Genomic DNA, 13999 nt, shown 5'->3' on the forward strand with positions numbered 1-13999 from the left:
GTCCATCAACGGGAGGCGACAGGCCCCGTGGCGACGGCCCCGTGGCGGCCGGCCGGCGGCCCCGCTCGACGCCGGCACCCGCCAACGCGGCCCCGGGCCTGCCGTTCCCGGTAATTGGCAAAACGCCGCCGCCGCTGGCGTCCGCAAAAGCCGGCGGCCCCGGCCGCGGGATGCCGCCGGGGCCGCCCTGCGGGAGCCGGTTCGTCCTCACGGACCGCCGCGGACGTAGATCACCTGGCCCGAGACGTAGCTCGCATCCTCGCTGCACAGGAAGGCGATGACGCCGGCCACGTCCTCGGGCTGGCCCACCCGGCGCAGGGGCGTCCGCTCGGCGGCGGCCTTCTTGAGCTCCTCGAAGTCGACCCCCGTGCGTTCCGCCACGGCCCGGGTCATCCGCGTCTCGATGAACCCCGGCGCCACGGCGTTGACGTTGATGTTGAAGGGCCCCAGCTCGATGGCCAGGGTCCGCGCCATGCCCTGGATCCCCGCCTTGGCGGCCGAGTAGTTGGTCTGGCCGCGGTTGCCCAGGGCCGAGGTGGACGAGAGGAAGACCATCTTCCCGTACCGCTGGGGTACCATCACCCGCTGGGCCGCCTGGGCGCAGAGGAAGGTGCCCTTGAGGTGGGTGTCGATGACCCCGTCCCAGTCGTCGTCGGTCATCTTGTGGATCAGGTTGTCGCGGATGATCCCGGCGCAGGTGACCAGGAAATCCAGCCGGCCGAAGGTCTCCACGGCCTTCTGCACCATGGCCTCGACCTGCCCGCGGTCGCGGACGTCGCAGGCCACGCCGAGGGCCTTGCCGCCCTCCTGGCGGATCTGGGAGGCCACCTCCTCCGCCGGCCCCTCATCGACGTCGGACACCACCACCGCCGCCCCCTCGCGGGCAAACCGCAGGGCCGTGGCGGCGCCGATGCCCCGGCCGCCGCCGGTGACCAGGGCGACCCGATCGGCAAAGCGCATCCGGATCCTCCTTTCCCTCGCTGCCCCGTCAGGACGACGCTGCCCCGTCAGGACGAACCGGCCGGCACCAGCACCTCGCCCTCGCCGGTGGTGACCGCCTCGCCCTTCTGGTTCTCCGCCCACACCTCCAGGCGGACCCGCCGGCGACCGCCGGGTTCCTCCGTCACCTCGGCCACCCGGCCCTTGCAGGTCAGCACGTCCCCCGGCCTCACCATCTGGCGGAAGCGGACCTTGAGGCTTCGCACGTTCTCCGGCCCTGCCAGGTGGACCAGGTACTGGCCGAGGAAGCCCATGCTCAGCATGCCGTGGGCGATGACGCCGTCCAGGCCCACCCGCCGGGCGGTCTCGTCGTCGGTGTGGATCAGGTTGTAATCGCCCGACGCGCCGGCGTACTTGACCAGCTGGACCTTGGTGATGGGGTCTTTGGCCAGCGGCGGGAGTTCCACCCCGGGCTCCCACCGCACCGCCGGCGTCTTGAGGGGAACCGGCTCGCTCACCCCAACGCCCCCCTTCAGCGCACGATGATGGTGCTCCGCCCCGTGAAGACCAGCTCGCCCGCCGCGTCCCGCCCCTCGATCTCGGTGACCAGGAAGGTCATCTTCCCCAGGCGGCCCTCCCGCTCGTAGACGTCGGCCACCCGGGTCTTGCAGCGCAGGACGTCGCCTGCCCGGATGGGACGCCGGTACCGGTACTCCTGTTCCCCGTGGAGGACCCGGCTGAGCTCCAGGTTCACCCCGGGGATCCCCATGCGGAAGGTGGTGGGAAAGGTGGGCGGGGCGATCTCCCCGCTGCGGAAGGCGGGGTGGGGATCGCCAATGGCCTCCGCGAACTTGCGGATGGCGCCCTTTTCCACCTCGAAGACCTCTTCGGGCGATTCCTTACCGATCAAAGAACGGTCGATGGCCATGCCGCGGCCCCCCTCCGTCGGGTTCCGAGCCTGCCCGGGCGGGTTCCGGCCCGCCTATTCCCGGCTCAGTCCCACGTGCCGATGCGCACCACATCGCGCAGCAGGTTGCGGGCGATGGTCCGGCGCTGGATCTCGTCGGTGCCCTCGTAGATCCGGTAGACCCGCACGTCCCGCAACACCCGCTCGATGGGCATCTCCTTGGTGTAGCCCATGCCCCCGTGGATCTGCATCACCCGGTCGGCCACCCGCCAGATCATGTTGGCGCCGGCCAGCTTGGCCATGGACGCCTCGTGGCGCACGTCCTTGCCCTGGTCCGCCTTCCAGGCCGCGTGAAGCACCAGCCACTTGACCTGCTGGATCTCCACGGCGCTGTCGGCCAGCATCCACTGGATCGCCTGGTATTCCCCGATGGGATGGCCGAAGGCCACCCGCTGGCGGGCGTAGTCGACGCCCATCTGCAGCAGCCGCTCCGCCTGGCCCACGGCCCGGGCCGGGATCAGCACCCGGCCGTTGCCGATCCACTTCATCGCCAGCTCGAAGCCCCGGCCGATCTCCCCCAGGATGTTCTCCTCCGGCACCCGCACGTCCTGGAACACCAGGCGGGCCGGGCTCCAGCCGCCCATGGTGGCGATGGGGTAGGACTTCCACCCCATCTCCCGGTCGACCAAAAAGCAGGTGATGCCGCCACGGGCGCCCTTCTCCTTGTCGGTGACGGCAAAGACGATGGCGAAGTCGGCCTCCAGGCCCCCGGTGATGAAGATCTTCTCGCCGTTCAAGACCCACTCGCGCCCGTCCTTCACCGCCGTCATGCGGATGTTGGTGGCATCGGACCCGGCGGTGGGCTCCGTCAGGGCGAAGCAGCTCCGCCGCTCGCCGTTGATGGTGGGGATCAGGTAGCGCTTCTTCTGCTCCTCGTTGCAGGCGAAGAGGATGTTGTCGGCCGAGCCGCCGTAGTTGAAGGGGACAAAGCTCTTGGCCGTCTCCATGAGGATCAGGCAGGTGGTCACGTAGTCGAACCCGGCCCCGCCGTACTCGGGCGGAGTCATGAGCCCCCAGAGGCCGATCTCCTTGGCCTTGAGCTGCAGTTGCCGGTGGGTCTCGGGGTCGGGGAAGCGCCGGCCCTCCAGCTCCGCCCGCTGCATCTCCCGCTCCAGCGGCATCAGCTCGCGTTTGACGAACTCCCGCACCGTCTCGACGATCATCTTCTGTTCCGGCGTCAGGGCGAAATCCATGCGGGAGACACCTCCAGCCTCCTGATTTCCATGTTCCTCCGGCTCATCCTGCCGGATGCCGGTCCTTCCGTACCCGGACCGTCCGCCTCCCGTAGCAACGGCCTGGCCGGAGCCAGGGCTCGCCCGGCCTCCGGCGCGGGATCCCCAACCTTCATCCCAAGGCGCCGCCGGTACCGCCGCGCAGGCCCGTGTAGGCACCCCACACGTCCTCCCGCGAGGCCAGATCCCGGGCCGTCCCGGCCAGGACGACCCGGCCGTTCTCCAGCACGTACGCGCGGTCGGCCACCTGCAGGGCCATGTGGGCGTTCTGCTCCACCAGCAGGATGGCCACGCCCTCCCGGTGCAGTCCGTCGATGATGGCAAAGACCTCTTCCACCAGGCGGGGCGAGAGGCCCATGGACGGTTCGTCCAGGAGGAGCAGCCGGGGCCGGGCCATCAGCGCCCGGCCGATGGCCAGCATCTGTTGCTCGCCGCCGGAGAGGGTCCCGCCCAGCTGGTGCCGCCGCTCCTTCAGCCGCGGGAACCGCTGGTACACCGCCTCCAGATCCCGGCGGATCGCAGCCCGGTTACGGCGGGTGAAGGCGCCGGCCCAAAGGTTCTCTTCCACCGTCAGCTCGGGGAAGATCTGCCGCCCCTCGGGCACCTGCACCACCCCGAGGCGGACCACGGCCTCGGGAGCCCGCTGGTGCAGGGGCACCCCCCCGTCCAGCAGGATCGACCCCCTGGCCAGCGGGACCAGCCGCGAGATGGCCCGCAGGGTGGTCGACTTGCCGGCCCCGTTGGGCCCCAGCAGGGCCACCAGTTCGCCCGCCTCAACCCGCAGGGAGACCCCCGCCAGGGCCTGCACGCTGCCGTATGCGACGTGGACATCCCTCAGTTCCAGCACCATGGCTCCCCCCGGTCCTCACCCGGACGAACCGGCCCCCGCGGCGCCGGGCTCGCCTGCCCGGCCGATGTAGGCGGCGATCACCGCGGGATCGTGGCGCACCGTCTCCGGCGGGCCTTCGGCGATCACCCGCCCGAAGTCCAGCACGGTGACCTTCTCGCACAGGTCCATCACCAGGCCCAGGTCGTGCTCCACCATCACCACCGTGGTGCCCCGCTCGTCCCGCAGCCGGGCGATCAGGGCCGCCATCTGCCGCCGGTCGGCGTCGGCCAGCCCCGCGGCCGGCTCGTCCAGCAGCAGGAGCCGGGGCCGGCCGATCAGCGCCCGGGCCAGTTCCACCCGCTTCTGGGCGCCGAAGGGCAGTTCGGCCACCCGCCGGTGGGCCCATGGGGCCAGGCCCACCCACTCCAGGACCTCCATCGCCCGGGCACGGGCCTCGGCCTCGGCCCGGACGGATGCCGGCAGGCGCAGGGCGGCGCCCCAGAAGGAGACGGGCAGCCGGACGTGCAGGCCTGTGAGCACGTTGTCCAGCACGGTGAGTCGCTGGCAGAGCAGGACGTTCTGAAAGGTCCGGGCCATGCCGAGCCCGCTCACCCCGTGGGGCGGCACGCGCAGCAGATCCCGGCCGTCGAAGCGCACCTGGCCCGCGCTGGGCTGGACGAACCGGCTCAGCACGTTGAACAGCGTCGACTTACCCGCCCCGTTGGGGCCGATGAGCCCGTGGATGGTCCCTTCCTCCACCGACAGGTCCACGTCGGAGAGGGCGACCAGCCCGCCGAAGCGGACGGTCAGCCCCTCAACGGCTAAAAGGGCCACCGCGCCCACCCCCCTCCCCAGGCGGTCCCGCCGTGGCCGCCATCGCGGCGGCCGCCACCGGCGACTCCGCCCCACCCGCCCGGCGGGCCCGCCGGCGGCTGAAGGCGGCCCGCCACCGCGCCGGGATCGAGACCAGGCCCCCGGGGAGGAACATGGCGAAGAGGACGATGATGGCCCCTTCGATGATGGACAGCCACCCCGGCATCCGGCTGAAGGTCTGCAGCAGCGCCGTCAGCGCCGCCGCCCCCAGGAAGGAACCCGGCACCGAGGCGAGCCCGCCGAAGACGATCATGGCCACAAGGCCGATGGACGAGGTGAGGGTGAAGTCGAAGGGGCTGATGAATCCGACCAGGTAGGCGTAGAGGCCGCCGGCGATGCCGGCATAGACGGCGCTGACGGTAAAGGCCAGGGTCTTGTACGTGACCAGGTTGATCCCCAGGGACTGGGCCAGCACATCGCTCTCCCGCAGGACCATCAAGGCCCGGCCGATCCGGGAACGCAGCAGGTTGGCCGCCAGGACCATGAGAAGGAAGGCCGTGACCCACGCCAGGTAGTAGACGTGGCGCTCCGTGGCCAGTTGCCACGGTCCCAGGGTGGGGCGGGGCACCAGCACGCCCGCATGGCCACCGGTCAGGGTGTCCCACTGAAGGACGATCTCGGGCACGGCGGCGCCGAAGCTGATGCTGGCCAGGGCCAGGTAGTGCCCGTGGAGCCGCAGGGCGGGAAGCCCCATGAGAAAGCCCACGGCGCCGGTCACCGCCGCCGCCCCCAGCAGGGCCACGGGGAAGGAGGCCCCTGCCTTGGCCGCCAGCAGCGCCGCGGTGTAGGATCCGATGGCCATGAACCCGGCGTGGCCCAGGGAGATCTGGCCGGCCACACCGATCAGCAGGTTGAGCCCCAGGGCGGCGATGCCCCAGATGGCCATCAGGGCCACGAGATAGTGGATGTACGTGCTACCCGGGATCAGGAGGGGCAGGAGCAGGACCGCCGCCCCCGCCCCCAGGGAGCCCAGCCAGCCCGTCCCCCGGCGGCGACCGGCCGATCCGGGGCCTGCTGCGGCCTGGCCGGATGGGGCAGGGTGGAAGGCCCCGCCGGCGGCTCCGCCTGCCGCCGGCCCCGGCGACCCCGCCGGCGCGCCCGGGACCGGCTCTGCCGTCCTGCGCCGCGTGCCCAGGAAGAGACCGGCCATGCTAGACCCTCCTCGCGGCCGGCTGGCCGAGCAGCCCGTGGGGCCGCAAGATCAACACCAGCAGGATCAAGCTGAAGGAGAACACGTTCTTGAGGTCCGTGGAGACGAAGCCGGCCACGGCCGTCTCCAGCACCCCCAGCAGCAGGCCGCCCACCACGGCGCCGGGCAGGCTGGTGATCCCGCCGAGGATGGCGGCGGCGAACCCCTTGATCAGCACCTCGGCCATGAAGTTGGGCTCCAGGGACGTGGCCGGGGCGATCAGCATCCCCGCGATCCCGCCCAGGCCCGCCGCCACCGCCCAGGTGACGGCAAAGACCCGGCCGGCGGGGATCCCCATCAGCTGGGCCGCCGGCAGGTTCTGGGCCACGGCCCGCACCGCGGCCCCCAGGCGGGTATACCGGTAGAACAGGAACAGGGCGGACATGGCCACCACCGCGACCCCCAGGACCGCCAGGTGGTCGGCGCTGACGGCCACCCCACCCAGGTTCAAGGGCGCCCCGCCCACGGGCGCCGGGAACGCCCGCGGCTCGTAACCCCACTGGAGGCCGGCCATGCCGTTGAGGATCATCCCGAGGCCGATGGTCACCATGATCTGGCTGACGTGGGAGACGTGAAGCAGCGGGCGGAGGAACAGGCGCTCCAGCAGCAGGCCGAGGGCCGCCGCCGCCAGGGTACCGAAGAGGAAGGCCTCCCAGTAGCCAAGCCCCATCTGCTGCAGGGCCACCAGGCCGAGGAAGGTCGCCACCATGGCAATCTCGCCCTGGGCGAAGTTGATGATCCCCGTCGCCTTGAACACGGTGACCAGGCCGACGGCCACCAGGGCATAGAGGCTTCCGGCCGACAGCCCGCCCACCAGGTTCTGCAGGACGGTGATCATGCCCCCGCCTCCCCGGCGCCGGGACCGCCCGAACGGGTCGGGGCGCCGGCCCCATCCGCCTCGGTGGAACGCGGCCCTTCAGCGGCCGGGGCCGCAGACCCGGCCCCCGCGGCCATCGCCTGTTCCCGCAGGACCCGGCGCAGGATCTTCCCGACCATGGTCTTGGGCAGCTCGGTGCGGAACTCCACCGACCGGGGCACCTTGTAGGGGGCCAGGTGCCGCCGGCAGAAGTCGATCAGCTCCTCTTCCGCCACCTGCTGTCCCGGCTTGCAGACCACGAAGGCCCGGGGCACCTCCCCCTTGTAGGGGTCCGGCACGCCGATGACCGCCGCCTCCAGCACCGCCGGGTGGGTATAGAGAACCTCCTCCACCTCCCGGGGGTAGACGTTGTAACCCGAGACGATGATCATGTCCTTCTTCCGGTCGACGATGTAGAAGAAGCCATCCTCGTCCATCCGGGCGATGTCGCCGGTGTAAAGCCACCCGTCCCGCAAGGCGTGCTGGGTTTCCTCCGGCCGGTTCCAGTAGCCCTTCATCACCTGGGGGCCGCGGATCACCAGCTCCCCTTCCTCCCCCGGCCCCAGCACCCGCTCGCCCGTCGCCGCGTCGACGATGCGGGCGTCGGTATCGGGCAGGGGGATCCCGATGGATCCCCGCCGCTGGATCCCGGGGGCCCAGTTGGGGTTGACGTGGGTGACGGGCGAGGCCTCGGACAGCCCGTACCCCTCGCCGATCTTGGCGCCGAACTTGCGCTCGAAGGTATCGGCCACCTCCACGGGCAGGGCGCTGCCGCCGGACCCGATGGTCTTGATGTTCTGGATGCCGTAGGCCTCGGCATTGGGGTAGTTGAGCACCGCCACGTACATGGTCGGAACGCCGGGGAAGGCGGTGATCTGGTGCTCCTTGATCGCCTGCATCACCTGGTCGATGTCGAACCGCGGCAGCAGGACCAGGCGGGAGCCGTGGTAGATCCCCAGGTTCATGCACGTGGTCATGCCGTAGGAGTGGAAGAGGGGCAGGATGGTCAGGATCCTGGTCTCCCCGGGTTCCGTGGGATCCCCCATTTCGGCCAGCTGCAGGACGTTGGCCACCAGGTTGAAATGGGTCAACATGGCCCCCTTGGGCGTCCCCGTGGTGCCTCCCGTGTACTGCAGGACCGCCACGTCATGGGCGCCCACGGCCACGCCGGCTTCCTCCCCCGAGGCCGACGCCAGCAGCGCCTCGAAGCGCACGGCCTCGGGGCCGGGTTCCACCGGAGCCGCCAGCTGGACCAGAACCACATGTTCCAGGGGTGTTTGGTCCAGCACCGCCCGCACCCGGGGGTAGAACTCGCCCGCGGTGACGATCCAGCGGGCGCCCGCGTCCTGGGCGACGAAGGCGATCTCCCGCTCCACGTAAAGCGGGTTGATGCCGACGGCGATGCCACCGGCCCGCAGGACCCCGTAATAGGCGATTACATAGGCCGGGCAGTTGGGCAACATCAGCAGGACCCGCTCCCCGGGCTCGAACCCCCGGTCCAGCAGGGCCCGGGCAAACCGGCGGGTCAGGACGGCCAGCTGCCCGTAGCTGAGCTGCTGGCCGTAAAAGGCCAGGGCGACCAGATCGGGATTCCGGGCCGCCCGGTCGTCCAGCAGGCGGTAGAGCGGGATCTCCGGGTAGTCCAGGGTCCGTCGCGCCCCGGGCCGGTAGAACCGGTGCCACACCCGTTCCTCCATGCCGGTGGGAAGGGGGTCCCCCAACCCCCTTCCCGCACCCCCTCTCGCCAATCCGGGCCGCTTGTGCCCGTCACAGCCGCTCGATCAGGGCGGCGATCCCCTGGCCCCCGCCGATGCAGGCGGTGACCAGGCCGAGCCGCCCGCCCCTGCGCCGCAGCCCCCCGAGAAGCTTGGTCACCAGGATGGCCCCCGTGGCCCCCAGGGGGTGCCCGAGGGCGATGGCGCCCCCATCGGGGTTGACCCGCTCCGGATCGACCCCCAGCTCCCGGATGCAGGCCAGGGCCTGGGCGGCGAAGGCCTCGTTCAACTCGATCTGGTCCAGGTCCTCCAGCCGGACACCGGTGGCCTCCAGCACCTTGCGGGTCGCCGGCACCGGCCCCATGCCCATGTAGTTGGGGTCGACCCCGGCCACTGCCCAGCCCAGGATCCGGCCCAGCGGGCGCAACCCCCGCCGTTCCGCCTCGGCGGCGTCCATCACCACCACGGCGGCGGCCCCGTCGTTGATGCCGCAGGAGTTCCCCGCCGTCACCGTCCCGCCTTCCTTGAAGACCGGCGGCAGGGCGGCCAGCTTCTCCAAGGAGGTGTCGGGCCGCGGGTGCTCGTCCCGGGCGAAGGGCGCCGCCTGGCCCTTGCCGGTCGGCACCGGCACGGGGACGATCTCGTCGTCGAAATCCCCGGCCCCCTGGGCCCGGACGGCCCGCCGGTGGCTCTCCAGGGCAAAGGCGTCCTGCTCCTCCCGGGAGATGCCGTAGCGTGCGGCCACGTTCTCCGCCGTGATGCCCATGGGCGGGTTCCCGATGGCCTCGGGTGCCAGCTGGAAGCGGAGGAAGCGGGGAGGGGTCCGGGGAAAGGCCTGGGCCGGGCGCTCCATCAGGAACGGCGCCCGCGTCATGCTCTCGGTCCCTCCGGCCAGGTAGATCCGGCCCTGCCCGGCCCGGATCAGCGCGGCCGCCAGCACGATGGCCTGCAGGCCGCTGCCGCACTGGCGGTCCACGGTCATGCCCGGCACCGTCACCGGCAGCCCCGCCTCCAGGGCCGTCAGCCGGGCGATGTTGCCGCCCCCGGAGAGCACGTTGCCCAGGATCACGTCGTCCACTTCCGCGCCGTCCACGCCGGCCCGCTCCAGGGCCGCCCGCAGGACCACGGCGCCGAACTGGTGGGCCTGCAAGGGCGCCAGCCCCCCGCCCACCCGGGCGACCGCCGTCCGCACGGCGCTGACGATCACGGGCTCCCCCACGACCCCGCCCCCTCTCCCCTCATCCGGCCGTCACTCGGCCGGGATCCAGTCGCTGACCCGGACGAACTGCTGGCCCTGGAGCTGCCGGATGAAGCCCTGGCGATAGCCCGAGTGATCGTCCTTGGTGTACGTCACCGGGCCGAGGCTCTCGAAGTCCTGCATGCTCTCCAGGGCGGCGATGAGGCTCTCCCGCGTCAGGTCCGGACCGGCCCGCCGCACCGCCTCGACGAACAGGCGGGCGGCTGCCCACCCCGTCAGGTTCGTCGGGGTGATCGGCGTCTTCTCGTACTTGGGATAGAGCTCGAGGAACTCCTTGACCACCGGGTGGTCGGTGTCGGTGACGGTGGCCGAATAGGCGGCGAAGTACGTCCCCTGGGCGGCCTCGCCGGCCAGCTCGATGAGGGACGGGCTGGTCACCACGGCGCTGGCAAGCCATTTGGGTTTGTAGCCGATCTTCTGGGCTTCCTGCATCAGCAGGGCGGCGTGCTTGACGGTGGACCAGATCAGCACGCCTTCGGCCCCCGCCTCCTTGAGCCGGAGGGCCTGGGCCGCCACGCTGACGTCGGCCGGGGCGTAGCTCACCTCGGCGACGATCTGGGCCCCCATCCGGGCGGCCGCCGCCTTGGCGCCCTCCAGGCCGTCCCGGCCGAAGTCGTCGTTCTGGTAGAAGACGCCGAGCTTGGTGATCTTGAGGGTTTCCACCGCGTAGCGCACCAGCAAATTGGCTTCCCGCTTGTAGGACATGAGGCCCGCAAAGAGGAGGGGGTCGACGGGTTGCGAGAACTTGGTGGCGCCGTTCATGTAGGCCACCACGGGCACCCCGTGCTGCTTCAGGTAATCCCGCACCGCCGTCAGGTTCGAGGTGCCCACCGGCGCCACCAGGGCGAAGACCTGGTCCTGCTCCACCAGCTTCTTGGCCGCTGCCACGCTGCGGGAGGGCTGGTACTGGTCGTCCTCGACGATGAACTTGAACTTCCGCCCGTTGACGCCGCCCTGCTCGTTGACGTAGGTGAAGTAGGCCTTCAGCCCCTTGGCCAGCTCGCCCCAGGCCGCCGCGGGCCCCGAGAGGGGCATGAAGGTGCCGACGACCACGGTGTCGGCGGTGACGCCGGGTACGGGCTGGCCGCCGGTTCCACCCTGGGACGAACCACCCGCGCCGCCCCCGGCGGGCTGGCCGCCCCCGCCACAACCGGCCAGGGCCAGCAATCCTGCTACCAGCAGCAGGGCCAGAGCGGCCCGCCGCCTACCCTTGGTTCCACCTGCCATGTCGGCCGGTACCCCCCTGTCCTGACGCATTCCCCAGACGAACAAGCATCCTCGCCCGGGCACCTCCCCGGTCCCGTCCCCCGCCGCCGCACAGCGGGCGACGGTCCGTGGGCCCTCACGACCACGCCGTGGCCCACGCCGTAGGGTGCCGCGATCGGTTGGTGACCCGTCTTGGTGGTGGGGCTCCCCGTCCTTCACCTCCTTCCGGATGGGGAGGCCGTCCTGGGTCCGGTCGCTGCAGGTCGGAAGGCCGTTGCCAACGGCCCTCGGCAAAGGTTGGTGGGACGAACCGGCCCGCGGGGACCCCCTGCAGGGCGGGCGCCGGCCTCGGCCGGGACAGCCCCCGCGGGCAAGGCGGCCTGGTTGTCTTGGGTGCCGTACTTTCCACCTGCCGGCCGTCAGGTCCTCCCGGCCGGGGCCACCGTTTGCCGGCGGAAAACCGCACCCTGCCCCCCGGGCGGTGCCGTTGACCGGCCAGGGGGCAGGGTGCGGGTTGATCGGCGGGCCCGCTGATGGCTCCCGTTTCCTTTCCGCTGGGGTGCTCACCCGGCGACGGGGTGTTCACCCCGGCGACCCGTCCGGCGTCGCTCCTTGCAGCACCAGCTTGCCGTAGGACCGCCGCCCGGCCAGGTCCCCCAGGGCCTCCACCAGCCCGGTGAAGGGGTAGCGCCGGTAGATCACGGGCCGGATCGCCTGCCGCTGGTAGAGGTCGAGCAGGTGGCGGTGGTCGCTGCGGACGGCCGCCGGATCGAGCCGGGCCCGGTAACCCCAGTGGATGCCCACCACCGTGTAATTCTTGACCAGCACGTGGTTGGCCGGGATCTGGGGGATCCCGCCCCCCGCGAAGCCGATGACCAGGATCCGTCCCTCCGGCGCCACGCAGCGCCGGGAGCGATCGAACACGTCGCCGCCCACGGGATCGAAGATCACGTCGGCCCCCCGCCCGCCCGTCGCCTCCTTGACCGCTTCGACGAAGTCCTCCTCGCGGTAGTCGATGGCCCGTTCGGCCCCCAGGCGCCGGCACCGTTCCACCTTCTCGGCGCCGCCGGCCGTCGCCAGCACCCGGGCGCCCATGGCGACGCCCAGCTGGATTGCCGCTGAACCCACCCCGCCGGCTCCGGCGTGGACCAGCAACACCTCCCCGGGCCGCAGGCCCGCCCGGTGACGGAGGGCATAGTCGGCGGTGTGGAAGGCGATCAGGAAGGCGGCCGCGTCGTCCGGCGGCATGCCGGGGGCCACGGGGTAGACCCGTTCCTCCGGAACCACGACCCGCTCGGCAAAGCCGCCCCGGGGCAACACGGGCAATGCCACCACCCGGTCCCCCACCCGGTAGGACGAACCCGGCCCCGCTTCGACCACGGTGCCTGCCACCTCGGCCCCCGGGGTGAAGGGCAACGGGGGCCGCTCCTGGTACTGGCCGAGACAAAGCAGGATGTCCAGGAAGTTCAGGGCGGCGGCTTCCACCTGGATCTTGACGGTGCCCGGTTGCACCTCGGGCTCGGGAACCTCCGCCAGGCGCAGGACCTCGGCCGGCGGGCCGAGCCGCTCAACCAGCCAGGCGCGCAATGGACCCCCCTCCTCACCGGCTCCTTCGCAGGGCCTTCACTGCAGTCATTCGGCCAAGGCCCAGTCGTTGTTGACAACCTTGATCATGACGGCGGCCCGCCGGTCCAGACCGTGATGGTCTTCTGGCGAGTAGGTGAAGATCCCCGAGATGCCGACCAGGTCCCGCGTTTGCTCGATGGCATCGCGCAAGGCCGTGCGGAAACCGGCCAGGTCCGCGGGATCGGCACCACCCTCGACCGCCCTCTGGATCGCCTCCCGCAAGATCAACATCGCGTCGTAGGCATGACCGCCGAAGGTGTTGGCCGAACCCTCGCCATAGCGCTCCTCATAGCGGCGCTTGTATTCAAGCAGCACCGGCTTCTGCGGGTCGCTGTCGGGCAGATGCTCGGCAACCAGCAGCTTCCCGGCGGGCAGGAGGGTGCCCTCCACGGATGCCCCGCCGAGTTCGAGGAAGTTGCGGTTCGCCACCCCGTGGCTCTGGTAGATCGGCGCCGTGATGTTCATGTCTTTCATGTTCTGCTGGGCCACGTTGGCACCCGGGGGAATCGCCCAGATCAAGTAGGCGTCGGGATTCGTCGCCCGCATCCGGGCGATCTGTCCCGAGACATCCCGGTCCGTGCGGGCGAAGCTTTCCTCCGTGGTGATCTCGATGCCCTTGGCCGCAGCCGCCTGGCGGAACGCCTGCCGGCCGCCGTCGCCGTAGGCGTCGTTGAAGCCGATGAAGGCGACGCGCTTGATCCCGTTGGCCACCATGTGATCCACCAGCACGTCCACCATCAGGGCGTCGTTTTGCGGCGTCTTGAACACCCATTTCCGGTCCGCAGCAGGGGTGACGATCTGGGCGCCGGCGGCCAGGGAGATGTTCGGCACCTGCTGCTGCTGGACCGCCTCGATGATGGCCATGCTGCTTGGCGTCGTGGTGCAACAGACCACAGCCGCCACGCCCTCTTCCGTGATCAGGCGGTTCACCTGAACCACCGTCTGGGTGGGATCGCTGGCGTCGTCCCGCACGATCCACTGGACCGGGTGCCCGGCGATCTGACCGAACTCGTCCTTGAACAGCTCGACGGTGTTGCGTTCCGGCTCGCCGAGGGAACTGGCGTTGCCCGTGATGGACACGACCACCCCGATCTTGATCGGCGTCCCCTCACCGCCTGAGCCGGCTGTGCCGCCGCCCCCGCCGGTTCCTCCGGCAGGGGATGTCCCTCCGCCGCAAGCGGCCATGATCAAGGCCACCACACCCAAGATGGCGACCTGCTTCAAGGATCGACGCATCCCCCAAGCCCCCCCGACATGAATTTGTTTGGATGCCGCCTGCAACCGTCCACGGCCGTTCCCATCGCCGTCG

Annotated in this window: 13 protein-coding genes; all 13 read right to left on the reverse strand. The window is 71.0% G+C overall.

Annotated features, from left to right (window positions below):
* Positions 1 to 207: 207 nt before the first annotated feature.
* The 13 genes from ACYQ02_RS07820 to ACYQ02_RS07880 all read right to left on the reverse strand — a co-directional run bounded on the left by ACYQ02_RS07820 (position 208) and on the right by ACYQ02_RS07880 (position 13926).
* Complete coding sequence (locus ACYQ02_RS07820; RefSeq protein WP_460039892.1) at positions 208 to 960, reverse strand: SDR family NAD(P)-dependent oxidoreductase; 753 nt, start codon at positions 958 to 960, stop codon at positions 208 to 210.
* 47 nt (positions 961 to 1007) lie between these two features.
* Positions 1008 to 1457, reverse strand: coding sequence for a MaoC/PaaZ C-terminal domain-containing protein (locus ACYQ02_RS07825; RefSeq protein WP_460039893.1), 450 nt, complete (start codon positions 1455 to 1457; stop codon positions 1008 to 1010).
* Between the two features lie 14 nt (positions 1458 to 1471).
* Positions 1472 to 1867: a MaoC family dehydratase N-terminal domain-containing protein gene (locus ACYQ02_RS07830; RefSeq protein WP_460039894.1), complete on the reverse strand. Its 396-nt coding sequence runs from the start codon at positions 1865 to 1867 to the stop codon at positions 1472 to 1474.
* A 65-nt stretch (positions 1868 to 1932) separates the two neighbouring features.
* On the reverse strand, positions 1933 to 3099 hold the full coding sequence (locus ACYQ02_RS07835; protein WP_460039895.1) for an acyl-CoA dehydrogenase family protein: 1167 nt from the start codon (positions 3097 to 3099) through the stop codon (positions 1933 to 1935).
* Between the two features lie 151 nt (positions 3100 to 3250).
* Positions 3251 to 3988 (reverse strand): ABC transporter ATP-binding protein, encoded by a 738-nt coding sequence (locus tag ACYQ02_RS07840; protein ID WP_460039896.1) that lies wholly within the window; start codon positions 3986 to 3988, stop codon positions 3251 to 3253.
* 15 nt (positions 3989 to 4003) lie between these two features.
* Positions 4004 to 4801, reverse strand: coding sequence for an ABC transporter ATP-binding protein (locus ACYQ02_RS07845; protein ID WP_460039897.1), 798 nt, complete (start codon positions 4799 to 4801; stop codon positions 4004 to 4006).
* Complete coding sequence (locus ACYQ02_RS07850) at positions 4782 to 5990, reverse strand: branched-chain amino acid ABC transporter permease (RefSeq protein ID WP_460039898.1); 1209 nt, start codon at positions 5988 to 5990, stop codon at positions 4782 to 4784. Before ACYQ02_RS07850 ends, ACYQ02_RS07845 begins: the two co-directional genes overlap by 20 nt.
* A gap of 1 nt (position 5991) precedes the next feature.
* Positions 5992 to 6867 (reverse strand): branched-chain amino acid ABC transporter permease, encoded by an 876-nt coding sequence (locus ACYQ02_RS07855; protein ID WP_460039899.1) that lies wholly within the window; start codon positions 6865 to 6867, stop codon positions 5992 to 5994.
* On the reverse strand, positions 6864 to 8606 hold the full coding sequence (locus ACYQ02_RS07860) for a long-chain-fatty-acid--CoA ligase (protein ID WP_460039900.1): 1743 nt from the start codon (positions 8604 to 8606) through the stop codon (positions 6864 to 6866). Before ACYQ02_RS07860 ends, ACYQ02_RS07855 begins: the two co-directional genes overlap by 4 nt.
* A gap of 46 nt (positions 8607 to 8652) precedes the next feature.
* The gene (locus ACYQ02_RS07865; RefSeq protein ID WP_460039901.1) at positions 8653 to 9819 is read right to left on the reverse strand and encodes a thiolase family protein; all 1167 of its coding nucleotides are present in this window, start codon (positions 9817 to 9819) and stop codon (positions 8653 to 8655) included.
* 30 nt (positions 9820 to 9849) lie between these two features.
* Positions 9850 to 11085 (reverse strand): ABC transporter substrate-binding protein, encoded by a 1236-nt coding sequence (locus tag ACYQ02_RS07870; protein ID WP_460039902.1) that lies wholly within the window; start codon positions 11083 to 11085, stop codon positions 9850 to 9852.
* A gap of 561 nt (positions 11086 to 11646) precedes the next feature.
* Entirely contained in the window at positions 11647 to 12651 is a 1005-nt protein-coding gene (locus tag ACYQ02_RS07875; RefSeq protein ID WP_460039903.1) for an NADPH:quinone oxidoreductase family protein, read from the reverse strand.
* A 45-nt stretch (positions 12652 to 12696) separates the two neighbouring features.
* Complete coding sequence (locus ACYQ02_RS07880) at positions 12697 to 13926, reverse strand: ABC transporter substrate-binding protein (RefSeq protein WP_460039904.1); 1230 nt, start codon at positions 13924 to 13926, stop codon at positions 12697 to 12699.
* Positions 13927 to 13999 lie beyond the last annotated feature (73 nt).

This window comes from Thermaerobacter litoralis, from assembly GCF_054654595.1.